The organism is Flaviflexus ciconiae (assembly GCF_003971195.1).
Lineage (GTDB): Bacteria > Actinomycetota > Actinomycetes > Actinomycetales > Actinomycetaceae > Flaviflexus > Flaviflexus ciconiae.
This window is the reverse complement of sequence record NZ_CP034593.1, coordinates 1,635,147-1,657,053: the sequence shown is the minus strand read 5'-3', so window position 1 is coordinate 1,657,053 and position 21,907 is coordinate 1,635,147. Positions and strand designations below refer to the sequence as shown.

General features: G+C 61.8%; 19 protein-coding genes. 16 read left to right on the top strand and 3 right to left on the bottom strand.

What is annotated here, in order from left to right:
* Positions 1–11: 11 nt before the first annotated feature.
* The 15 genes from EJ997_RS07255 (at position 12) to secA (ending at position 19,454) form a co-directional block, all read left to right on the top strand.
* Positions 12–572: an NADH-quinone oxidoreductase subunit B gene (locus tag EJ997_RS07255; protein WP_126703964.1), complete on the top strand. Its 561-nt coding sequence runs from the start codon at positions 12–14 to the stop codon at positions 570–572.
* Positions 569–1,267 (top strand): NADH-quinone oxidoreductase subunit C, encoded by a 699-nt coding sequence (locus tag EJ997_RS07250; RefSeq protein WP_126703963.1) that lies wholly within the window; start codon positions 569–571, stop codon positions 1,265–1,267. Before EJ997_RS07255 ends, EJ997_RS07250 begins: the two co-directional genes overlap by 4 nt.
* Entirely contained in the window at positions 1,267–2,622 is a 1,356-nt protein-coding gene (locus EJ997_RS07245; protein WP_126703962.1) for an NADH-quinone oxidoreductase subunit D, read from the top strand. Before EJ997_RS07250 ends, EJ997_RS07245 begins: the two co-directional genes overlap by 1 nt.
* Complete coding sequence (gene nuoE / locus EJ997_RS07240) at positions 2,622–3,302, top strand: NADH-quinone oxidoreductase subunit NuoE (protein WP_126703961.1); 681 nt, start codon at positions 2,622–2,624, stop codon at positions 3,300–3,302. The genes EJ997_RS07245 and nuoE overlap by 1 nt, the downstream gene beginning before the upstream one ends.
* A complete protein-coding gene (nuoF, locus tag EJ997_RS07235) occupies positions 3,293–4,627 on the top strand; it encodes an NADH-quinone oxidoreductase subunit NuoF (RefSeq protein WP_126703960.1) in 1,335 nt (444 codons plus the stop codon). The genes nuoE and nuoF overlap by 10 nt, the downstream gene beginning before the upstream one ends.
* Entirely contained in the window at positions 4,624–7,200 is a 2,577-nt protein-coding gene (locus EJ997_RS07230; protein WP_126703959.1) for an NADH-quinone oxidoreductase subunit G, read from the top strand. The genes nuoF and EJ997_RS07230 overlap by 4 nt, the downstream gene beginning before the upstream one ends.
* Positions 7,200–8,537 (top strand): NADH-quinone oxidoreductase subunit NuoH, encoded by a 1,338-nt coding sequence (nuoH, locus tag EJ997_RS07225; protein ID WP_126703958.1) that lies wholly within the window; start codon positions 7,200–7,202, stop codon positions 8,535–8,537. The genes EJ997_RS07230 and nuoH overlap by 1 nt, the downstream gene beginning before the upstream one ends.
* Positions 8,530–9,201: an NADH-quinone oxidoreductase subunit NuoI gene (nuoI, locus tag EJ997_RS07220; RefSeq protein ID WP_126703957.1), complete on the top strand. Its 672-nt coding sequence runs from the start codon at positions 8,530–8,532 to the stop codon at positions 9,199–9,201. The genes nuoH and nuoI overlap by 8 nt, the downstream gene beginning before the upstream one ends.
* The gene (locus EJ997_RS07215) at positions 9,198–10,235 is read left to right on the top strand and encodes an NADH-quinone oxidoreductase subunit J (protein WP_206501596.1); all 1,038 of its coding nucleotides are present in this window, start codon (positions 9,198–9,200) and stop codon (positions 10,233–10,235) included. Before nuoI ends, EJ997_RS07215 begins: the two co-directional genes overlap by 4 nt.
* Positions 10,236–10,240: 5 nt before the next feature.
* Positions 10,241–10,531, top strand: a complete 291-nt coding sequence (gene nuoK / locus EJ997_RS07210) for an NADH-quinone oxidoreductase subunit NuoK (protein ID WP_206501904.1) — start codon at positions 10,241–10,243, stop codon at positions 10,529–10,531.
* Between the two features lie 12 nt (positions 10,532–10,543).
* A complete protein-coding gene (nuoL, locus tag EJ997_RS07205; RefSeq protein ID WP_228201419.1) occupies positions 10,544–12,466 on the top strand; it encodes an NADH-quinone oxidoreductase subunit L in 1,923 nt (640 codons plus the stop codon).
* A gap of 25 nt (positions 12,467–12,491) precedes the next feature.
* Entirely contained in the window at positions 12,492–14,051 is a 1,560-nt protein-coding gene (locus tag EJ997_RS07200; RefSeq protein WP_126703954.1) for an NADH-quinone oxidoreductase subunit M, read from the top strand.
* Positions 14,048–15,610, top strand: a complete 1,563-nt coding sequence (nuoN, locus tag EJ997_RS07195) for an NADH-quinone oxidoreductase subunit NuoN (protein ID WP_126703953.1) — start codon at positions 14,048–14,050, stop codon at positions 15,608–15,610. The genes EJ997_RS07200 and nuoN overlap by 4 nt, the downstream gene beginning before the upstream one ends.
* A gap of 53 nt (positions 15,611–15,663) precedes the next feature.
* A complete protein-coding gene (locus EJ997_RS07190) occupies positions 15,664–16,608 on the top strand; it encodes a polyprenyl synthetase family protein (RefSeq protein WP_126704990.1) in 945 nt (314 codons plus the stop codon).
* 125 nt (positions 16,609–16,733) lie between these two features.
* Positions 16,734–19,454: a preprotein translocase subunit SecA gene (gene secA / locus EJ997_RS07185; RefSeq protein ID WP_126703952.1), complete on the top strand. Its 2,721-nt coding sequence runs from the start codon at positions 16,734–16,736 to the stop codon at positions 19,452–19,454.
* On the opposite strand, the gene EJ997_RS07180 is transcribed toward secA, so the two are convergent.
* Together EJ997_RS07180 and EJ997_RS07175 are read right to left on the bottom strand one after the other, a co-directional pair.
* Positions 19,451–19,855, bottom strand: coding sequence for an Rv3235 family protein (locus EJ997_RS07180; RefSeq protein WP_126703951.1), 405 nt, complete (start codon positions 19,853–19,855; stop codon positions 19,451–19,453). The genes secA and EJ997_RS07180 overlap by 4 nt on opposite strands.
* Positions 19,856–20,020: 165 nt before the next feature.
* Positions 20,021–20,227 carry a helix-turn-helix domain-containing protein gene (locus tag EJ997_RS07175; protein ID WP_126703950.1) on the bottom strand — a complete coding sequence of 69 codons (207 nt, stop codon included), beginning with the start codon at positions 20,225–20,227 and terminating at the stop codon, positions 20,021–20,023.
* A 159-nt stretch (positions 20,228–20,386) separates the two neighbouring features.
* Here EJ997_RS07175 and EJ997_RS07170 point away from each other — a divergent pair, with 159 nt between their 5' ends.
* The gene (locus tag EJ997_RS07170; RefSeq protein WP_126703949.1) at positions 20,387–20,926 is read left to right on the top strand and encodes a DUF6912 family protein; all 540 of its coding nucleotides are present in this window, start codon (positions 20,387–20,389) and stop codon (positions 20,924–20,926) included.
* 112 nt (positions 20,927–21,038) lie between these two features.
* Here the strand turns inward: EJ997_RS07170 and hisN are convergent, their stop codons facing one another.
* A complete protein-coding gene (gene hisN, locus EJ997_RS07165; protein WP_126703948.1) occupies positions 21,039–21,860 on the bottom strand; it encodes a histidinol-phosphatase in 822 nt (273 codons plus the stop codon).
* Positions 21,861–21,907 lie beyond the last annotated feature (47 nt).

The window sequence follows — 21,907 nt, the reverse complement described above, 5'->3', positions numbered from 1 at the left end:
GGAGATAAATCATGGCACATTCGCATGAAGATGATGCATCCGCGGGCATTATGCTCACCACCATCGAGGGCATTGCCGGATGGGGACGTTCCAACTCCCAGTGGCCTGTCACGATGGGTCTCGCCTGTTGCGCCATTGAGATGATGGCGGCGGGTACTCCCCGGTTCGACATGGCTCGCTTCGGCCTCGAGGTGTTCCGCGCCTCGCCTCGACACGCAGACCTCATGATTGTGTCCGGCCGAGTCAGCCACCGCATGGCACCGGTCGTCCGTAACATTTACGACCAGATGGCGGACCCCAAGTGGGTAATTTCCATGGGTGTTTGCGCCTCCTCAGGCGGCATGTTCAACAACTACGCGATCGTCCAGGGCGTTGACCACATCGTTCCGGTCGACATTTACCTGCCGGGATGCCCGCCGCGCCCCGAGATGCTCATTAACTCCGTCCTCGAGTTGCGTAAGCTCATTAAGGACGAGAAGTTCTTTGGACACCGTAAGGCCATTGCCCGTCGCGCCGAACAGGCCGCGCTGGCTGCCACGCCGACGCACGAAATGAAGGGACTGCTCGCGTGACCGATAACGAAATTGCACGGGGCGGACGCCCCAGCCTGGACGTCGTACGTACGACGCACGGGCAGTGGGGAGTCGAAGGAACCGGTGATACCTCCGGATTCGGGACGCTCGAACAGACCGTCACGATCTCCCCGGCCGCCGTCCGACCCTACGGCTCCTGGTTCGACGAGGTCGTCGATATCCTTCTTGAGCTCATTGCCGCCGAAGGCCTCGCAGGTGAGGACGTCATCGAGAAGGTCGTCGTCGACCGCGGTCAGCTCATCCTCTTCATCGTGAAGGAGCACGCCCCCATGGTGGCGAAGATGCTCCGCGACGATCAGGACCTGCGCTTCGAACTGTGCCTCGGCACGTCCGCCGTGCACTACCCGAACGACACGGGGCGCGAGCTGCACGCCTACACGGCACTGTTCTCCATTACGCACAACCGCCAGCTGGCCATTGAGGTCGTCTGCTCGGATGAGGACCCGCACATGCCGACCCTCGTCGGTGTTTACCCGGGTAATGACTGGCACGAGCGCGAAGCTTGGGACCTCATGGGAATCGTCTTCGACGATCACCCGGGCCTTACCCGTCCCGCGATGCCCGATGACTGGGTCGGTCACCCGCAGCGTAAGGATTACCCGCTCGGAGGCATCCCCGTCGAATACAAGGGCGCGGTCGTCCCGCCGCCGGATACTCGGAGGAGCTACAACTGATGACTTCTACAGATTCCCGGTACTACGCAACTGCCGGAGCAACCGACGAGGACCTGAACTCGGCGCCCCAGCATCACGCGCAGGGCGGCGACTGGTCCGATCTTTCCGCCGAGGCTGAGCGCCTAGGCGAAGAGCGCATCGTCGTCAACATGGGCCCCGTTCACCCCTCCACCCACGGCGTCTTCCGCCTGCTTCTCGAACTCGATGGCGAGTACGTTCGCGAGCTCCGCTCGTCGACCGGCTATCTCCACACCGGTATTGAGAAGAACATGGAATACCGCAACTGGGTGCAGGGCGTCGCGTTCTGCACCCGCATGGACTACGTTGCTCCGTTCTTCCAGGAGGTTGGCTACGCGCTCGCTATTGAGAAGCTACTCGGCATCACCGATCAGATTCCGCGCCGTGCCAGCCAGATCCGCGTCCTCCTCATGGAGCTCAACAGGATCGCCTCCCACCTTGTCGCTATCGCCTCCTCCAACAACGAGCTTGGCGCGACAACGATGATGACGCTGGGCTTCCGCGCACGCGAGGACATCCTCCGCATCTTCGAGCGGATCACCGGCCTGCGCATGAACCACTCGTACGTCCGCCCCGGCGGCCTCCCCGACGATCTGCCCGAAGGCACGATCGAGTACATCCGCGAACTCCTCCCGAACGTCAAGGCGACGACGGAAGAGATGATGGATGTCGTCAAGGAGAACCCCATCTTCAAGGCGCGTCACGTCGACATTTCCACGCTGCCGCTGGCCGGCATGCTGGCTCTTGGCATGACGGGACCAAACCTGCGGGCGGCCGGACTGCCCTTCGACCTGCGCAAGACGCAGCCGTACTGCGGCTATGAGAACTACGAGTTCAACGTCCCGGTCAAGGACAAGTCTGACGCCTACAACCGCGCGGTTCTCCGTTTCGAGGAGATCTTCGAGTCGTTCCACATCGTCTACCAGGTCCTTGACGCTCTCGAGGAGTCCGAGGGCGAGCCGGTGATGATTGAGGATCCGAAGATTGCGTGGCCGTCCAAGATGACAATTGGAACGGACGGCCAGGGCCAGTCTTTCGAGCACATCAAGGAAATCATGAACGACTCGATGGAGTCGCTCATTCACCACTTCAAGCTCGTCACCGAGGGCTTCTCGGTACCCGCAGGCCAGGCATACCAGCTGGTCGAGCACGCAAAGGGAACGCTCGGCGTTCACCTCGTCTCGGCCGGCGGCACCCGCCCGTACCGTGCTCACTTCCGTGATCCCGGATATTCGAACCTGCAAACGCTAGGAATGATGTGCGAGGGCGGCATGCTCTCCGACGTCATCATTGCCCTGGCCTCTATCGACCCGGTGATGGGAGGAGTTGATCGCTAATGTCCGATCGTTTTGATGCGGATGTCGAGACCCGACTTCGCAATGACATGGCTGAAATCATCGCCAGGTACCCGGATGACAGGTCGGCCCTGTTGCCGATGCTGCACCTCATTCAGTCCGTTGACGGCTACGTGTCGCCCCGGGGCATTGCCCTGTGTGCGGACGTCCTGTCGCTCACTCGGGCCGAGGTATCCGCCGTAGCAACCTTCTACTCCCAGTACCGTCGTCGTCCCAACGGCGAATACAACGTCGGTGTCTGCACGAACGCGCTGTGCGCGGTCATGGGTGGTGACATCATCTGGGACAAGCTGTCCGAGCATCTCGGTGTCGGCCACGACCAGACCACCGCGGACGGCAAGATCACGCTCGAACAGCTCGAGTGCAACGCCGCCTGCGACTTCGCGCCCGTCATCATGGTGAACTGGGAGTTTTTCGACAACCAGACGCCCTCAAGCGCGGTTGAACTGGTCGACAAGATTACCGCCGGTGAGGACATCAAGCCCACCCGCGGACCCAACAAGGTCCACACGTTCAAGGAGGTGTCCCGCACCCTTGCAGGGTTCGAGGACGGCCTCGTCGATGAAGGCCCTGGTGCCGGTCCCGAGTCCCTCGTTGGGCTCCGCTACGCCCGCGAAAAGGGCTGGACCGCTCCCCAGGCCGTAGGGGAGGAATCACGGTGACCGAGTTTACTAATCCTTCGCTTCTCGCCCCGGTTATCTCAAATATCTGGGATGTACCGCAGTCGTGGAAGCTCGAGACGTACAAGCAGCATGGCGGCTACGAGGGCCTCAGCAAGGCCTGGCACTACGGCGATGGCGAGCTAACCGAGGTCGTCAAGGCCTCCGGTCTGCGCGGACGCGGCGGTGCCGGCTTCCCGACGGGCCTCAAGTGGTCCTTCCTGCCGCCCGCCGACGGCGGTCCCCGCTACCTCGTGGTCAACGCTGACGAGTCGGAGCCGGGAACCTGTAAGGACATCCCGGCCCTGCTCGCCAACCCGCATGCCCTCATTGAGGGCATGGCAATCTGCCTGCGCGCAATCGGCGGCCACCATGGCTTCGTCTACCTGCGCGGTGAAACCGTCCACGTGTACCGCCGCCTCATGGCAGCGGTCCGCGAAGCCTACGAGGCCGGACTCATCGGTAAGGGCCTGGGCCCGAACGGTGACTACGACATTGACATCACCGTGCATGCTGGCGCTGGCGCCTACATTTGCGGTGAGGAAACGGCTCTTCTCGACTCCCTTGAGGGACGCCGTGGCCAGCCCCGCCTCAAGCCCCCGTTCCCGGCGGCAAAGGGCTACCTGGCCCGCCCCACGGTCGTTAACAATGTTGAGACCATTTCATCCGTGCCCGGCATCATCAAGAACGGCGCCGACTGGTTTGCGAAGATGGGAACGGAGAAGTCGAAGGGCCACGGCCTGTTCTCCCTTTCTGGTCACGTCAAGAATCCCGGTCAGTACGAGGCTCCATTTGGCATTACGCTGCGCGAGCTTCTGGACATGGCAGGCGGCATCCGCGAAGGCCACGAGCTGAAGTTCTGGACCCCCGGCGGTTCCTCCACGGCAATCCTCGGCCCCGAAGCCCTCGACGTTCCCCTCGGCTACGAAGAGGTCATGGAGGCAGGTTCGATGCTCGCCACCCGTGCGCTGCAGATCTTTGACGAAACAACCTCCGTTGTTCGCGTCGTCCGCGCCTGGACCGACTTCTACCAGCACGAGTCATGCGGTAAGTGCACCCCGTGCCGCGAAGGCACGTTCTGGATGCGGGCAGTGATGCACCGCCTCGAGGCAGGCAAGGGCCTGCCCACCGACATTGACATGCTCTACGAAATCGCGGGCAACATCGCTGGCCGTTCCTTCTGTGCGCTCGGCGACGCTTCGGCCGTCCCGATCCAGTCCGGCATCAATTTGTTCCGTGAGGAATTTGAGCAGGGCCTGACCACTCCGGCCTGGGAGCTCTTCCCATACGAAAAGTCCGCACTCTTCTCCGAAGTAGGTGTCTCATGACAACGACCGAAACCGATCTTGTCAATATCAAGGTTGACGGCCAGGATGTTGCAGTCCCGCAGGGCACGCTGATTATTCGTGCCGCGGAGCAGGTCGGCATCCGCATCCCGCGGTTCTGCGACCACCCGTTGCTCAAGCCCGCCGGCGCCTGCCGTCAGTGCCTCGTTGAGGTAGCCCGCCCGGGCCGCGACGGCAATCTCGCCAAGGGACCGAAGCCCGTCGCATCCTGTGCAGAGGCTGTCAGCCCCGGCATGGAGGTCTACACGCAGGCGTCGTCCGACGTTGCGGAGAAGGCCCAGCACGGCATCATGGAGTTCCTCCTGATCAACCACCCGCTGGACTGCCCCGTCTGCGACAAGGGCGGCGAATGCCCCCTCCAGAACCAGGCCATGTCCGATGGTCGGGCAACCTCCCGCTTCACGGACGTGAAGAGGACATTCCCGAAGCCGATTAAGGTTTCCTCGCAGATCCTGCTGGACCGCGACCGCTGCATCCTGTGCCAGCGTTGCACGCGCTTCCAGTCTGAGATTGCCGGTGACCCGTTCATTCAGCTTCAGGGACGCGGCGGCGGCTCTCCCGCCTACGAGGTCCATGGACTCCACGGTTCGCAGATCGGCAACTTCGACGCCTCGATTCTCGGCTTTGTCGACGGTGACGACGTCCCCTCGTCCGTTGAGGATCTGGCCAATGCCGGCCCGCACGGCGAGGCTGGCCTCGTTGTCGGCATGGCACCGGGACCGGTCGGAGAGGCCGAGCTCGACGAGTCGGGCCGCCCCTTCTCTTCCTACTTCTCGGGCAACACGATCCAGATCTGCCCCGTTGGTGCTCTCACCTCGGCCGCATACCGGTTCCGTGCCCGCCCCTTCGACCTCGTGTCCGTCCCCTCGGTCACCGAGCATGACGCATCGGGCTCCGATATCCGCGTCGACTTCCGTCGTGGCACGGTTCTCCGTCGCCTTGCTGGTAACGACCCGGAGGTCAACGAAGAGTGGATTACCGATAAGGACCGTTTCGCGTTCCGCTGGCAGAATGGCGAGGACCGCCTCAAGGTCCCGCACGTCCGCGACGAAAACGGTGAACTCGTTCCCACGTCCTGGGCGGACGCCATGGATGTTGCGGCACGCGGCCTCGAGAAGGTAGGTGCCTCCGGCATCCTGACCGGCGGTCGTCTCCCGCTCGAAGATTCCTACGCGTACTCGAAGTTTGCTCGCACCGTCCTCGGTCACAACAACATCGACTTCCGCACCCGCGTCGCCTCCGAGGAAGAAGATGCTTTCCTCGGTTCGTCCGTTGTCGGAACCGGCCTCGGTGTTACCTACACCGAGATCGAGAATGCCAAGCACGTCTTCCTCGTTGGCCTCGAGCCGGAAGAGGAATGCGGTTCGATCTTCCTCCGCCTGCGGAAGGGTGTTCTTGCGAAGACCACGTCGGTCTCCGTCCTGGCACCGTTCGCAACCCGCGGCACGTTGAAGATGTCGGGCACTCTCGTCACGGCGGCCCCCGGAACCGAGCCCTCGGTCCTCAACGCTGTTGCAGCGAACGCTCCTCAGGAGCACCTCGCGGCACTCGCTGAGCGCCTGAACGGCGGCGTCATCCTCATTGGTGAGCGCGCTGCCGAAACCCCGGGCACGCTGACCGCGATTCTTGACCTCGCGGAGCGCACGAATGCACGGATCGCTTGGGTTCCGAGGCGTGCGGGTGACCGCGCTGCCCTCGAGGCCGGCGCTGTTCCGTTCCTCCTTCCCGGTGGACGTCCCGCTTCGGACAGCCAGGCACGCGTTGACCTCGGCGTCACGCTGAACGCCACGGTTTCCGATCAGCCGGGGCTTGGCACCGCAGGAATCCTCGACGAAGCCCGTTCTGGCAAGCTTGCCCTGATCACCGCCGGTGTGGAACTGGCCGACCTTCCCGCGGGAGCGCCCGAGGCACTAGACAATGCCCCGTTCGTCATTGCGATCGAGGTTCGTCGTTCCAACATCACGGCCAAGGCCGACGTTGTCTTCCCGGCGGCACCGCCCGTCGAGAAGGGCGGCACCTTCATTAACTGGGAGGGTCGCGAACGTCCCTTCGGTCAGGTCCTCACCTCGACAGCTCTTACGGATCGTCAGATCCTCGCGGAGCTCGCCGAGGAACTCGGCCACGATCTGGGGCTTCCCACACTCGAGTCCGTGCACGCGGAGTACCGCGAGCTCGTCGACTGGGATGGTGCCCGCATCGAGCGTCCTCGCGTGCAGGCCGACCCGGTCCCGGCACCGGGGGACAGGGAAGCGGTTCTCTCAACCTGGCACCTCATGATCGACGACGGTCGCCTCCAGGACTTCGAGCCGCACCTTGCCGGTACCGCCCACCGGTCCATCGCCCGTATTTCCCCGGCCACGGCCGAGGCACTCGGTGTTGATCGCGATTCGAAGCTGACCGTGACCGGCCCGAAGGGCTCCATCACTGTTCCTTTTGTTCTTTCGCACATGCCCGATCGGGTCGTGTGGCTTCCGAAGAACTCCCCGGCCTGCCACGTGGCGGACCTGGGCGCCCAGCCGGGCGGCATCGTGTCTCTCACGGCGGAGGTTAACTAATGCTCGCAACATTTCCTGCGGCGATGGCTGAGCCGGTCGCAGATTTCTCCCAGGACACCTGGTGGATCTGGCTGATCAAAGCCGTTTTCATCGTCCTGTACCTGATCCTCTCCGTGATTTTGGCCCTCTGGGTGGAGCGCCGCGGTCTCGGCTTGATGCAGACGCGAAAGGGCCCGAACGTTACCGGTATCTTCGGTTTCGGCCAGGCATTCGCGGACGCGATCAAGCTGATGCTCAAGGAAGACTTCTGGCTGAAGGGCGCAGAGAAGGCAATCTACTTTGTCGCCCCCGCGATCTCCGCTCTCTGTGCGTTCTCGATCTATGCGGTTATGCCGTTCGGTCCCGAAGTTTCCATGTTCGGCATCGAGACGCCACTGCAGCTTGCCGACTCCTCGGTTGCACTGCTTTACGTGCTGGCAGTTGCCTCGTTCGGTGTCTACGGCCTGGTGCTCGGTGGCTGGTCCGCTAACTCCACATATCCGCTGCTGGGTTCGATCCGAAGCGCCGCCCAGGTGATCTCGTACGAGCTCGCCATGGGTTTGTCGCTCCTGTCGGTTTTCCTCGTTTCCGGCACGATGTCAACATCGGCGATGGTCGATGATCAGACGAGCCTGTGGAACGTGTTCATCTGCCTCCCCGCATTCATCACGTACTTCATTTCGATGGTTGGCGAAGTTAACCGTCTGCCCTTCGACCTCCCCGAAGCTGAGGGTGAGCTGGTTGCCGGTCACACGACCGAGTACTCCGGTATGAAGTTTGGTTGGTTCTACCTGTCCGAGTACATCAACATGCTGAACGTTTCGACGATCGCCGTTGTTGTGTTCATGGGCGGCTGGCGTGCACCGTGGCCGATCTCTGCCATCAACGACGGAATGTTCAACGAGGGCTGGTGGCCCATGATCTGGATGTTCCTCAAGACCTGGGTATTCATGTTCTGCCTCATCTGGATCCGCGGCACGCTACTGCGTATGCGTTACGACCAGTTCATGAAGCTCGGTTGGAAGGTCCTGATCCCCGTTGCCCTCGGGTGGCTGGTCGCCGTTGCGATCATCCAGGGACTCGGCACCTTCACAGATATCGATACGCAGATGATCCTCATCATCCTGGCCGCTATCTTCCTCGTCATCTTCGCTGTTCTCTGGTTCGTTGAGGGCAAGAGCGATGACAGGGATGATCCGGGAGATGGCACGGTGATCGACCCGAAGGACGAGTTCGATGCGTTCTCCGGTGGTTACCCGGTCCCGCCGCTGCCCGGCCAATCCCTACCGCCCTCGCCACGTGCGAAGCGAGCTCCCGCATATTCGTCTACCGCAAAGGAGGCAGATTCCGATGAGTGACAACCAGTCCTCGGATCGCCGCCCGGTTGATCCGGCACTGTACAGCCCGAAGAAGAAGGGAGCGATCGGCAGGTTCTTTGCCCCGGTCGCTGGCTTCGGCGTCACGTTTTCGTCGATGTTCCGCCCGGCCGCAACTGAGGAGTACCCCTTCAAGAGGACCCCGACCCAGCCGCGCTTCCACGGCAGGCACCAGCTGAACCGTTACGCGGACGGCCTGGAGCGCTGCATCGGATGTGAACTGTGCGCATGGGCGTGCCCGGCCGACGCGATTTACGTTGAGGCTGGCGCGAACACCCCGGATGAGCAGTACGCACCGGGTGAGCGCTACGGAGCGGTCTACCAGATCAACTACCTGCGCTGCATTCTGTGCGGGCTCTGCATTCAGGCCTGCCCGACGCGCGCACTGACGATGACGAACGAGTTCGACTCCCTCGTGGGACCGACTCGCGAGTCCCTCATTTTCGAGAAGCAGGACCTCCTGGCCCCGATGCTCGATGGCATGCTGGCTGCGCCCCACCCGATGGTGGAGGGCACGACCGATGACGACTACTACCGCAACGAGGTCACGGGACCGACCAAGGAGCAGATCGACTGGGTGGCAGAGCGCCGTCCCGACGACCCGACTCTCAAGGCTGCGCGTCCCGTTGAGGAGGCAGCGAAGTGAATCCGTTCCTGAGCGCCGGGATTGACCCGGTCACCGGGACCGTCACCACGGGAGAGACCATTCTCTTCTGGGTGCTGGCGCCTCTCATGGTGATCGCGGCTCTCGGCCTGCTGTTCGCCAAGAAGGCCGTATACGCAACGATCTCCGTCGTCTTCGTCATGGTCATGCTCGCCTTCATTTACACGGCCCTCGAAGCACCGTTCCTCGGTGTTGTCCAGGTGATCGTCTACACCGGCGCAATCATGATGCTCTTCCTCTTCGTCCTCATGCTCGTGGGCGTTGACTCCTCCGACTCGATCGTTGAGTCAATCAAGGGCCAGCGTTGGGTTGCCGCCCTCGGCGGCATCGGTATTGTCCTCGTGCTTGCGGGTGCTGTCTTTACAGCAACCGACCTGCCGACCCCGGTTGGCATGGCAGAGGTCAACGCAGAGTCCAACCCCGTTGCTGTAGCCACCGACATCTTCGGTAACCACGTGATCGCCATGGAGCTTTCGGGCGCCCTGCTCATTACGGCAGCGATGGGAGCCATGGTTCTCACGCACCGCGAGAAGCTGAAGCCGCGTAAGACGCAGCTGGATGTCGCGAACGAAAAGATGATGGCGTACGCCGAGTCCGGCGTGCACCCCGGCCAGGCCCCCAACGCGGGCTTGTTTGCCGAATCGAACTCGTCGACGAACCCGGCCCTCACCGCGGGCGGCAGGCCCGTCGAGGAATCCGTCTCCCGCATCCTCCGCATCCGCGGCCAGGCCCGTACCGTTGGCGAGATCTCGCCCAGGACGGTCGAGCGCATTGCGCGCGCAAGCGACGAGCGTCCGGGCCTCGACGGCCCGACCACGTTCGGCAAGATCGGCCAGGTTGGCCTGCCGGGTATGCCGGGCGCCAAGGCCCCGCTTGCCCCGACCCAGTCGACCGAGATCTCCGCAACCGGCCCGGCCTTCGATGAGGACTCACAGTCCGATGAGGTCCCGACCGCAGCGGAGACGCAGGCGGCCGAAGAGGTCAAGCCGGAGTCTTCGAAGGAGGAGAACAAGTGAGCCTCATGAATTACGCAGTGCTGGCATTCATTCTGTTTGCCATCGGTGCGGTAGCCGTTCTCACCCGGCGCAACGCGATAATTGCCCTCATGGGTGTTGAGCTCATGCTGAACTCGTGCAATCTGGCGCTCGTCACGTTCGCCCGCATGCACGGGGACATTACGGGCCAGACGGTGGCGTTCTTCGTCATGGTTGTCGCCGCCGCCGAGGTCGTCATTGGCCTGGGCATCATCGTGTCCATCTTCCGAACCCGCAGGTCCGCGTCCGTTGACGCGCCGAACCTGCTCAAGAACTGACGGGGGTAGATTGTGACTACTAACGCAATCGCAGCAACCGGCAACGTGGAGCTCATCTGGCTCGCCGTCGCCATTCCGCTCGTCAGCGCAGGCATCCTTCTCCTCGCGGGGAAGGGCGCTAACCGCTGGGGCCACTGGCTGGGCATCCTTGCCTCCCTCGGCTCCCTCGTTATCGGCGTCATGGCCGCGCTTGACCTGCTGGGCCAGGATTCTTCGAATCGTATTCAGGAGCACATCCTTTACGAGTGGATCCCCGGCGGGGACCTCGATGTTGCGCTGGGCTTCCGGGTTGACCCGTTGTCGATCACGTTCGTTCTTCTTGTGACGTTCGTTGGCACGCTCATTCACATCTACTCGGTGGCGTACATGGAGAAGGACAGGGACCGTCGCCGGTTTTTTGCCTACCTCAACCTATTCGTTGCCTCGATGCTCCTCCTTGTTCTTGGTAACTCCTACCTGGTCCTCTTCGTGGGCTGGGAGGGCGTGGGCCTTGCCTCGTACCTGCTCATCGGATTCTGGAACCAGGTCCCCGAGTACGCGACCGCAGGCAAGAAGGCATTCGTCATGAACCGTGTCGGTGACATGGGCATGCTGCTCGCCATGATGACCATGTTCGCCTCGTTCGGCACCGTCAGCTTCGACGGTGTGGCCGGTGCCGCTGGTGGCGCCAGCGAGGGCGTCCTCACCGCGATCGGCATCTTCCTACTGGTAGCTGCGTGCGGTAAGTCCGCACAGTTCCCCCTCCAGGCATGGCTCGGTGACGCAATGGCGGGCCCGACCCCGGTCTCCGCCCTCATCCACGCCGCCACCATGGTGACCGCCGGTGTCTACCTCATGGTCCGTTCCGGTTTCATCTTCGAGGGCGCACCCACCGCTCAGCTACTGGTTGCCATCATCGGTACGATCACGCTGATCTTCGGTGCCATCGTCGGTTCCGCGAAGGACGACATGAAGAAGGTGCTGGCAGCATCGACCATGTCCCAGATCGGTTACATGATGCTGGCTGCGGGCCTTGGCCCGATCGGTGCCGCATTCGCCATCTTCCACCTCGTCACGCACGGCTTCTTCAAGGCCGGCATGTTCCTCGGAGCTGGCTCCGTCATGCATGCGATGAACGACGAGGTCGACATGCGAGGCTTCGGCGGACTGTGGAAGCACATGAAGGTCACCTGGGTGACGTTCGGACTGGGCTACCTTGCCATTATTGGTTTCCCGTTCCTGTCTGGCTTCTACTCGAAGGACTACATTATCGAGGCCGCGTTTGTCGGCGAGGGCTGGCAGCCCTGGGTGTTCGGTACCGCAACACTGCTGGTCGCCGGACTAACCGCCTTCTACATGTCGAGGCTGTTCTTCATGGTCTTCCACGGTAAGCCCCGCTGGAGCTCCGAAGGCCCGAATGCTAAGCACCCGCACGAGTCCCCGGCTCTCATGACGATCCCCATGATCATCCTGGCCATCGGATCCGTTGGACTGGGCTGGTTCCTCGATGCTGGAGATCGCTTCGTCACGTTCCTCGAGCCGGTCACCGGAGCCGTTGAGCACCTGGAGCCGGTTATCCCGGTCCCCGTGATCATCGGGCTGACCCTAACGCTCGTCGCCATCGGCGTTGCCGTTGCCTACGTCATGTACGTTCGCAACGACGTGCCCGCGAAGGCACCTGCCGCCAATGTCCTGGTCAACGCTGCCCGCAACGACCTGCACCAGGACGCCATCAACGAGAACCTGTTCATGCGCCCCGGCCAGTGGCTGACGCGCGGCGTGGACGGGACCGATCGGGGCCTCATCGACGGCCTCGTCATGGCTGTGGCACGGAGCTTCGGCTCCGTGGGACGCAGCATCGGCAAGATCCAAAACGGTTACGCACGAAGCTACGCGGGTGTTATGACGCTCGGTATTGTCGTCGTCGTCATCCTGGCCCTCGCGGCGCGGATCTGACCGGGACTGGAGGAATAGAGGTTACATGGATACCCCACAAACGGCAGCCTTTCCCTGGCTGACTGTCCTAATCCTGGTGCCCTTGGTCGCAGCCATTATCCTGGCCGCCGTCAAGCCGCTCCACCGTCAGGCGAAGACCTATGGCGTCGTCGTCTCAGTCCTGGTCCTAGCGGGTGCGATCATCGCATTCGTCTCCGAGTTCGACACGGCAACCGCTGGCACCGTCCAGCTGGCCGAGACCTACTCGTGGATCCCGTCGATTGGCGTTTCGCTCGCATGGGGCGTGAACGGCATGGGGGCGGTCATGATCGGCCTTGCCGTCGTGCTCGTCCCGCTCGTCATCCTCACGGCTGACTCGGATCGCTTCCTGCGTCCTCACGAGGAGCAGAGCGGCCGCCGCGACGCCGGTTACGTCGCCTGGGTCCTTGCTCTCGAAGCCGTCATGATCGCGATCTTCGCGGCGCAGGACGTGTTCCTGTTCTACGTGCTCTTCGAAGCAATGCTCATCCCGGTCTACTTCCTGATTGGCTCTTACGGTGGCCCGAAGCGCAAGGCAGCGGCACTGAAGTTCCTGCTGTACTCGCTTGCTGGCGGACTCGTCATGCTTGTCGGCGTTGTCGCCGCGTACGTCTCCGGACCGGGTGGACCCGAAGGCTTCCTCATCGCCAATCTGGCAGGCTCGGTTGACGGCTCGCAGACAGCACAGATGCTCATGTTCCTGTCCTTCTTCATCGCGTTCGCGGTGAAGGCCCCGATGTTCCCGGTCCACACGTGGCTCCCCGACGCAACGGAAGAGGCACCGGCCGGAACATCCGCGCTGCTCGTCGGCGTCCTCGACAAGGTCGGCACCTACGGCATGATCGCCCTGTGTCTTCCGCTCTTCCCGGGCGCCGCACAGGACGCAGCGCCGGTCATCATGATCCTGGCTCTGATCTCGATCATCTGGGGTGGCTTCATGGCCATCGCTTCGAAGGACCTCATGCGCCTCATCGCGTTCACCTCGGTGTCGCACTTCGGCTTCATGGTGATGGGTATCTTCTCCGGATCCGAGACCGCCATGACCGGCGCGATCCTGTACATGGTTGCGCACGGTGTGGGAACGGCAGCGCTGTTCCTCATCGTTGGCTACCTCGCAAAGAGGGGCGGCTCGCAGATGGTGACCGACTACGGTGGCTGGCAGCGCGTCACCCCGTTGCTTGCGGGCGGCTTCCTCATCGCCGGTCTTGCGACCCTGTCCCTGCCGGGCCTGTCGGGCTTCGTTCCCGAGTTCATGGTCCTGGCCGGAACGTTCGAGGTCTCGAAGCTTATCGCAGGCATCTCCGTCATCGGCGTTATCCTCGCGGCTCTGTACATTCTCCTGCCGTACCAGCGGGTATTCACCGGACCGCGGCCCGCCATCGAGGTCAAGGACCTGGGAGTCTCCGAGAAGACCGTCACCGGTGTTCTCGTGGCCCTGATGCTGGCCCTCGGCTTCGTCCCCGGCCCGATCATCGAGATCGTTGAGCCGGTCGCGGAACAGTCCGCCGTCATCGTCGCGGATAACGCATTTGCTACGTCCGCGCTCACCGAAGGGAACCTCAAGTGACTAACTTTGTGACCCCAGATATCGATTGGGCAGCACTCACTCCGATCCTCGTGGTCATGGGTGCCGCCGTTCTCGGAGTCCTGGTCGAGGCCTTCGCTCCGCGTAACTCCCGTCGCTCCGTCCAGGTGACGATCACGTTCCTTGCCCTCGCCGGAGCGCTTGTCTCCGTCGTGTGGCGCTGGACCGTTGTTGACACCGAAGACGCGCAGGCAGTTGTGGGCGGACAGCTCATCGAGGATCCCTTCACCCTCATGGCCCAAGGCATTGTCCTTGTCTCCGCTCTGCTCGCGGCCTTCGTTATCGCCGACCGCACGCAGACCCGCGAAGGTTCCTTCGCGGCATCGGCAGCAACCCGTCCCGGTTCTCAGGAGGAGCGCGAGCTCATCCGTGCCGGCGTTCAGCAGACCGAGGTTTACCCCCTCGTTCTGTTCGCCGTCACCGGCATGCTGGCCTTCCCCGCAGCGGGCGACCTGCTGACGCTGTTCATCGCCCTCGAAGTTCTCTCGCTGCCGCTTTACATCCTGTCGGGCATGTCACGCCGCAAGCGCCTCATCTCGCAGGAGGCCGCACTCAAGTACTTCCTGCTCGGTGCGTTCTCGTCGGCCTTCTTCCTCATGGGCGTTGCCCTCCTGTTCGGATTCTCCGGATCCGTCCGCTACTCCGAGGTTGCTCAGGCAACAACGGCGACGGTCGGCATGGAGTGGATGCTCATCATCGGCATTGTCTTCGTCCTCGTCGGCCTACTCTTCAAGGTCGGTGCCGTTCCGTTCCACTCCTGGACCCCGGACGTGTACCAGGGCGCTCCGACCCCGATCACGGGCTTCATGGCGGCAGGCACGAAGATCGCTGCCTTTGCGGCAATGATCCGGTTCCTCTACGTCATTGCCCCGGGCATGGCGGGCGACCTCGAGGTTCTCCTCTGGGTCATCATCATCGTGACGATGCTGGTCGGTACCGTTCTCGGTATCATTCAGACCGACATTAAGCGCATGCTTGCCTACTCGTCGATCGCCCACGCGGGCTTCGTCCTGATCGCGGCCACGTCGTTCGAGATCTCGGGCATCAGCGCCACGCTGTTCTACCTCCTGGCCTACGGCGTAGCAACGGTCGGTGCCTTCGGCATCGTCACCCTCGTTCGCGAGAAGGACTCAAACGGCAACATCACGGGCGAGGCAACCTCGCTCAAGGCATGGGCCGGGCTCGGCAAGCGCAAGCCCGCACTTGCCGTGTCGATGCTGATCTTCCTCCTCTCGTTTGCCGGTATTCCGCTCACGGGTGGCTTCGTCGGTAAGTTCACCGCCTTCGCCGCCGGTATTGAGGGCGGGGCATGGCCGCTGGTTGTCATCGCCGTTCTTGCATCCGCAGCGACCGCGTTCTTCTACTTCCGTCTCGTCGTCCTCATGTTCTTTGAGGATTCGGACGAGCGGACGACGGTAGTCTCCTCGGAGGGCATGAGCCTCGTGGCGATCGTCATCGCAGCTATCGCGACCATCGCACTCGGTGTGTTCCCCGGACCTGTCCTTGACCTCATTGGAAACGCGGCGGTGCTACTCCCGTGATCGAAGAACTCGTCAGCGCCACCGGCAGCCTGAACGAAAGTCTGTCCGAACTCATGGAGAGCGTGGAAACGCGTCTCCAGGAGGCGGTCAGGTCACCCGAACCCGACGTTGACGAACTGACGCGGCACCTGGCGGCAGCGGGCGGCAAGCGCCTGCGCCCCGCCCTGTGCCTGCTGACGTCCTTCCTCGGCCCTAACCCGGGTAACGAGGATGCCGAGGTGTCAGCCGCGGTCGTCGAGCTCACGCATCTCGCCACGCTCTACCATGACGACGTCATGGATGAGGCACCGATGAGGAGGGGAGTGCCCTCAGCTCAGCAGCTTGCCGGGAACTCCGCCGCGATCCTCGCCGGTGACGTGCTATTCGCGAAGGCCTCGTCCCTCGTCGCTGGTCTTGGCCCGGAGGCGGTACGCCTTCACGCCGTCACTTTCGAACGGCTGTGCTTCGGCCAGCTCCGCGAGACCCTCGGCGCTCCCGAAAACGTGTCTGCTCGGGACAACTACATCAACGTCCTGGCCGACAAAACCGGTTCCCTTATCGCGGCTTCGGCCCGCTACGGCGTGAATTCATCCGGCGGCTCGCCCGAGATCGCGGAAGCGGTTGCCGAGTTCGGCGAGAAGGTCGGTGTGGCCTTCCAGCTCGCTGACGACGTTATCGACATCATGTCAGACGGCGACGTCACCGGTAAGACCCCGGGAACCGATCTGCGCGAAGGCGTCGAGACGATGCCGATCCTGATCCTCAAGGAGCGTGCCGCCGCCGGCACGATCGACGAGGCTGGACAGCAGATCCTCGACCTGCTCGCAGGTAACGTTGGTGACGAGGCCGTGGCAAAGTCCGTCAGCCTCCTACGTGAACATCAGGTCATGGAAGAGGTCAGGGACCTGGCGCGCACCTGGTCGGACGAGGCCGTCGCATCGCTCGATGCGATTCCGGAAGGCGAGGTCCGTAACGGACTCAATGCCTTTGCTCGCCTCATGGTTGACCGCATTAGCTAACGGCTCGGGGGAGTACCCCTCCGCTGTACGCCGAATATCCGCCCGAGTTCCCCCGCGAACTCGGGCGGATCGCATTATAGGCCGTACAATGTTGTCAGCTGTCCCATTCCCAGGAGTAAAATTTCGTGTCAAAGATTCTCAACAAGATTCTCCGTGCCGGCGAGGGCCGCACTGTGAAGAAACTGCAGACGATCGCGAAGCAGGTCGATGCCCTGGAGGATGATTTCCTCGAGCTTGACGACGATGAACTGCGCGGCATGACCGACGAGTTCAAGACGCGACTCGAAGAGGGTGAGTCCCTTGACTCGCTCCTACCGGAAGCTTTCGCGGTTGTACGTGAAGCATCGCGGCGCACCCTGGGGCAGCGCCATTACACGGTGCAGATCATGGGTGGCGCGGCCCTCCACATGGGCAACATTGCCGAGATGAAGACCGGTGAAGGTAAGACGCTTGTTGCGACCCTCCCGGCCTACCTCAATGCGCTGACCGGTAAGGGTGTTCACATCATCACGGTGAACGACTACCTGGCCACCTACCAGTCGGACCTTATGGGACGTGTCTTCCGGTTCCTTGGCATGACGACCGGCTGTATTACCTCCGGCATGACTCCCGCGCAGCGGCGCGAACAGTACGCCGCCGACATCACCTACGGAACGAACAACGAGTTTGGCTTTGACTACCTGCGCGACAACATGGCGTGGAAGGTCGATGAGCTCGTCCAGCGGGACCACTACTTCACCATCATCGATGAGGTTGACTCGATTCTTATTGACGAGGCCCGTACCCCGCTGATCATCTCCGGCCCCGCCGAAGGCGATGCGAACAAGTGGTACGAGGAGTTCGCGCGGATCATTTTGAAGCTCCGCAAGGACACCGACTACGAGGTGGACGAGAAGAAGCGTAACGTCGGCATTCTCGAGCCCGGTATCGACAAGATCGAGGACCAGCTCGGTATCGACAACCTGTACGAAACATCCAACACCCCGCTGATCGGCTACATCAACAACGCGATCAAGGCGAAGGAGCTGTTCAAGCGCGACAAGGACTACATCGTCATGGATGGCGAAGTCCTGATCGTCGATGAGCACACGGGACGCGTGCTGCCGGGCCGTCGCTACAACGAGGGCATGCACCAGGCGATCGAGGCGAAGGAAGGCGTGAAGATTAAGGCCGAGAACCAGACTCTCGCCACGATCACGCTTCAGAACTACTTCCGCCTGTACGAGAAGATCTCCGGCATGACCGGTACGGCCGAAACCGAGGCGGAAGAGTTTGCCTCCACCTACGACATTGGCGTTGTCCCGATCCCCACGAACAAGCCGATGATCCGTATCGACCAGACGGACCTCGTCTACCCAACCGAGGCCGGCAAGTTCCAGGCCATCGCCGACGACATTGCCGAGCGCTACGAGGCCGGACAGCCCGTCCTCGTTGGTACGACCTCGGTGGAGAAGTCCGAGGCGATCTCCAAGCTCCTGACGAAGCGGAAGATCAAGCACGAGGTTCTCAACGCCAAGTACCACAAGCGCGAAGCCGCCGTGGTTGCGATGGCGGGACGCAAGGGTGCCGTTACCGTTGCAACAAACATGGCCGGTCGAGGCACCGACATTATGCTCGGTGGCAATGCCGAGTTCCTCGCTGTTGAGCAGATGCAGGCGAAGGGCCTGGACCCGGCTGAGGATCCGGAAGCATACGAGGCCGCGTGGCCGGAGGTTTTGGAGGCCGCGAAGGAAGCCGTTGCGCGCGAACACGACGAGGTGAAAGAACTGGGCGGACTATACGTGCTCGGTTCGGAACGCCACGAGTCTCGCCGTATCGACAACCAGCTCCGAGGCCGCTCCGGCCGTCAGGGCGACCCGGGCGAATCCAGGTTTTACCTGTCGCTCGAAGACGAGCTCATGCGCCTGTTCGCCTCGGGCATGGCAAGCAAGCTGCTGAGCCCCGACAACCACCCCTCGAATGAACCCCTTGAGTTCAAGATCCTGGCGAAGTCGATCGAGTCCGCACAGACCGCTATCGAGGCACGTAATGCCGAGACTCGTAAGAACGTTCTCAAGTACGACGACGTCATGAACGATCAGCGTGCGGCCGTCTACAAGGAACGCCGGGAGATCCTGGAAGGCGAGGACCTCGCCGATTCGATCCAGTCCTACATGACCCAGGTCGTTGAGGACGTTGTCGCAGGGCACACGCTGGGCGATCCCACCGACTGGAGCCTGAACGAGCTGTGGACGGACATGAAGACCGTCTACCGCCCGTCCTTCACCGCGGAGGAGCTCCTTGAGGACGTGGGGGCGAAGAACCGCCTGACCGTTGAGCGCCTTAACGCCGAGTTCGATGACGATATCCACGCCCAGTATGAGGAGCGGGAGGCCGAGTTCGGCGAGGAACAGATGAGAGAGATTGAACGTCGAGTTCTCCTCACCGTTCTTGACCGGAAGTGGCGCGAGCACCTCTACGAGATGGACTACCTGAAGGAAGGTATTGGTCTGCGTGCCATGGCGCAGCGCAACCCGCTTGTCGAGTACAAGCGGGAAGGCTACGACATGTTTAAGGCCATGTCCGTCTCCATTAAGGAAGAAACGGTTCGCTACCTCTTCGGCCTGAAGATGGCCTCCGATGACGAGCAGGTAGCAAAGGATGAGATCGCAGCCGTGGAGGCTGCGGACGAGACGGTTGCCATGGCGAAGCGCCAGGAAGCCGCCGATAAGGTCCTCTCGATTGAGCGCCCCAAGTCTCGCATGATGACCAATAAGGAAGAGACGTCAGGTCCCGCCCGCCCGGCGCCGGCCCAGCCCGGACAGAACCGGGCGCAGCGCCGCGCTGCTAAGAAAAAGCGCCGCTAGATCACGTCGAGGGCCTGAGCCCTCCACCGGCCCCGATGCTCCGCCAGCCTCACTGCGCAGCCTCGGGGCCGATCTATGTTCCAAACGACCACGCTAGCTTCGCACACGCCCTCGGCAGGTTCGCACGTGATCGAATTGATGACGCGCGCCGGAAGGCTCTTCTTTGCCCTCACACGGGACCTCACGCCGGCACGTTGCGCTAGCTCCACGTAGAGCTGAGGCTCGAGCCAACGTTGAAGCTGCTGGACGGATCGATAGCCCGAAAGCACCTCGAAGGCGCCAAGCGCAATATTCTCGGCAATCTTCTGCGGATCCGGCAACGGACCTGAGACTCGCTCCTTCGGCGTCGGAGGAACGGGAAACTTGTCCTTTGGCTCAATATCCTCTCCTTTATTATTCATTTCTTAACCTCTATGTATCTTCAATCCACTAGTTCCGCTTTACGGGCAAGAACGATGTTTATATGATTATTAGCATCGTTAGCAAAGCGGACAACCGGTTAGAACCGGTCATGTGGATAAGAGAATGGGGCCACCGGTGGTGGCCCCATCGAGTTTGGCCAGGATTTAGTCCTGGCCCTGAACGCGACGTTTAGTAGCTTCGTATCCGTCTTCAATGTACTTATCGAGAATAGTCTGCTCGATACGCCATTGACCGCGCCCTCCAACCTGGATGGCGGGTAGAGTTCCGGAATGAATAAGTGATCGAACCTGTGCCGTCGAAACGTTAAGTGTCTCTGCGACATCGGCAATCGTCATAAATTTTGTGGCCATAATATGAGATCTCCGCTTCGTGACTTCCGTGCTCTTTAAGGTGCTAGACCCTTGAGGAAACGAGAAGTAAGGGTTTCATTGCCATTCGTTCACCAGGACGGTGACCGAAATGCAATCGGATACTTAACAATACATCTTGTTAATATCAGAGTAAATTGTATGACATTCCGCTTTCAGGAATGGTTAAGGTTACGCCGCGAGTTGGTGGCGCGGCATCTCGATGGTGAAACGGTGTATGACATGCTCGAATCAAGACGCATATTCTCGGCGATTAGTCTCGATGACCTCGAGAAAGCAGTGCTCGAGATCCCGAGTGGGCATGCTGTGACTCCAGGTGTGCGTGCTGTCTTCACTGAAGAAGACGATGAAGAACTCGATTTGATCGTCCAGCTTGCCGCTGCGGACGATCATCTCACTTCCGGTGCATATGTCCCATTTCGACTCGTGATTGCGTTTGATGGTGCGGCAGGATCTGCTGATGAAAACGAACCATCGCGCGTCTCAGTAGGTGGACAAGTCAGGTGGCGCGACGTCGCTGCCATCTTTGTAGACGAGGAGGCTTCCGCGGGGACGATCCTGTCGGCACGGAAGGGCGATGAAGATGCCTACAACGATTGTGCGGACCTCGACATGCTCTGGTACCACCCGAGTGAACGCCTGAAGCTTGCGGTTGAGCTTAAGCGTCGTCTCGCAACCTAGAAGTATTGACGCCAATGGCTGAGAGGTTTGTTCTATGTCGGTTGGGGAAGAACATCGAGGGTTGCCAAGACTCTCTGCCTTTGGGAACCCTCGATGTGCTAGATGTGTGCGTTTAGGCGCGGGCTTCGCCCTCTCCGTCGGTGATGGAGCGGAGGAGGCCAAGGGCTTCCTCGTGGAGTAGACCGTTGGTCGCGAACGCGTTGCCGCCAGCTACGCCGGGCTCGCCATCAACGGAAGTAAATGTGCCGCCTGCTTCGGTGACGATGGGGACCAGTGCCGCCATGTCGTACAGTTCGAGCTCTGGTTCGCAGGCAATATCGACTGCGCCCTCGGCGAGTAGCATGTAGGACCAGAAGTCGCCGTAGGCGCGGTTGCGCCAGCACTGTTCGGCGAGGCGTAGGAAGCCGCGGAGCTGACCGCGCTCCGCCCATCCGCTCATCGACGAGTAGGAGAGCGAAGCGTCTTCGACTTTCGATACCTGGGAGACCTGAAGCTGCTTTGCGTTGGTCCAGTTGCGGCCGGTGAAGGCACCGAGGCCCTTGGCGGCCCACCAGCGGCGGTGGAGTGCCGGGGCAGAGACGATCCCCATGACGATCTCGCCCTCTTCTTCGAGAGCAAGAAGCGTTGCCCAGACGGGGACTCCGCGGACGAAATTGCGGGTGCCGTCAATCGGGTCAATGATCCAGCGCCGGGCAGCGGTGCCGGTCTCGCCTTCCTCTTCTCCGAGGATCGCGTCACGCGAGCGAGAGCGGGACAGCATGGAGCGGATCTTCTGCTCGGCGGCAATGTCGATCTCTGTGACCTCGGTGTTGTCCGGCTTCGTTGAGACGGTGAAGTCCTGTGTCTGGAAGCGGGGCAGGGTCAGAGCATCGACCTGGTCGATGATGGCGGTGGCGAAGCTCAGGTCATCGCCCAATCGAGTTAAGGATTGCATGGCACCAACCCTACGTCAGTTGGTCGACGCGACGGGGGAGCGTCAGT

Excerpts from the sequence above, each read along its gene's own strand:
- hisN (WP_126703948.1), bottom strand. The coding sequence starts at position 21,860 with ATGCAATCCTTAACTCGATTGGGCGATGACCTGAGCTTCGCCACCGCC.
- EJ997_RS07190 (WP_126704990.1), top strand. The coding sequence starts at position 15,664 with ATGGAGAGCGTGGAAACGCGTCTCCAGGAGGCGGTCAGGTCACCCGAA.
- nuoI (WP_126703957.1), top strand. The coding sequence starts at position 8,530 with ATGAGTGACAACCAGTCCTCGGATCGCCGCCCGGTTGATCCGGCACTG.
- EJ997_RS07230 (WP_126703959.1), top strand. The coding sequence starts at position 4,624 with ATGACAACGACCGAAACCGATCTTGTCAATATCAAGGTTGACGGCCAG.
- EJ997_RS07255 (WP_126703964.1), top strand. The coding sequence starts at position 12 with ATGGCACATTCGCATGAAGATGATGCATCCGCGGGCATTATGCTCACC.
- nuoK (WP_206501904.1), top strand. The coding sequence starts at position 10,241 with ATGAATTACGCAGTGCTGGCATTCATTCTGTTTGCCATCGGTGCGGTA.
- EJ997_RS07170 (WP_126703949.1), top strand. The coding sequence starts at position 20,387 with ATGACATTCCGCTTTCAGGAATGGTTAAGGTTACGCCGCGAGTTGGTG.
- nuoE (WP_126703961.1), top strand. The coding sequence starts at position 2,622 with ATGTCCGATCGTTTTGATGCGGATGTCGAGACCCGACTTCGCAATGAC.
- EJ997_RS07200 (WP_126703954.1), top strand. The coding sequence starts at position 12,492 with ATGGATACCCCACAAACGGCAGCCTTTCCCTGGCTGACTGTCCTAATC.
- nuoH (WP_126703958.1), top strand. The coding sequence starts at position 7,200 with ATGCTCGCAACATTTCCTGCGGCGATGGCTGAGCCGGTCGCAGATTTC.
- EJ997_RS07180 (WP_126703951.1), bottom strand. The coding sequence starts at position 19,855 with ATGAATAATAAAGGAGAGGATATTGAGCCAAAGGACAAGTTTCCCGTT.
- EJ997_RS07175 (WP_126703950.1), bottom strand. The coding sequence starts at position 20,227 with ATGGCCACAAAATTTATGACGATTGCCGATGTCGCAGAGACACTTAAC.
- EJ997_RS07245 (WP_126703962.1), top strand. The coding sequence starts at position 1,267 with ATGACTTCTACAGATTCCCGGTACTACGCAACTGCCGGAGCAACCGAC.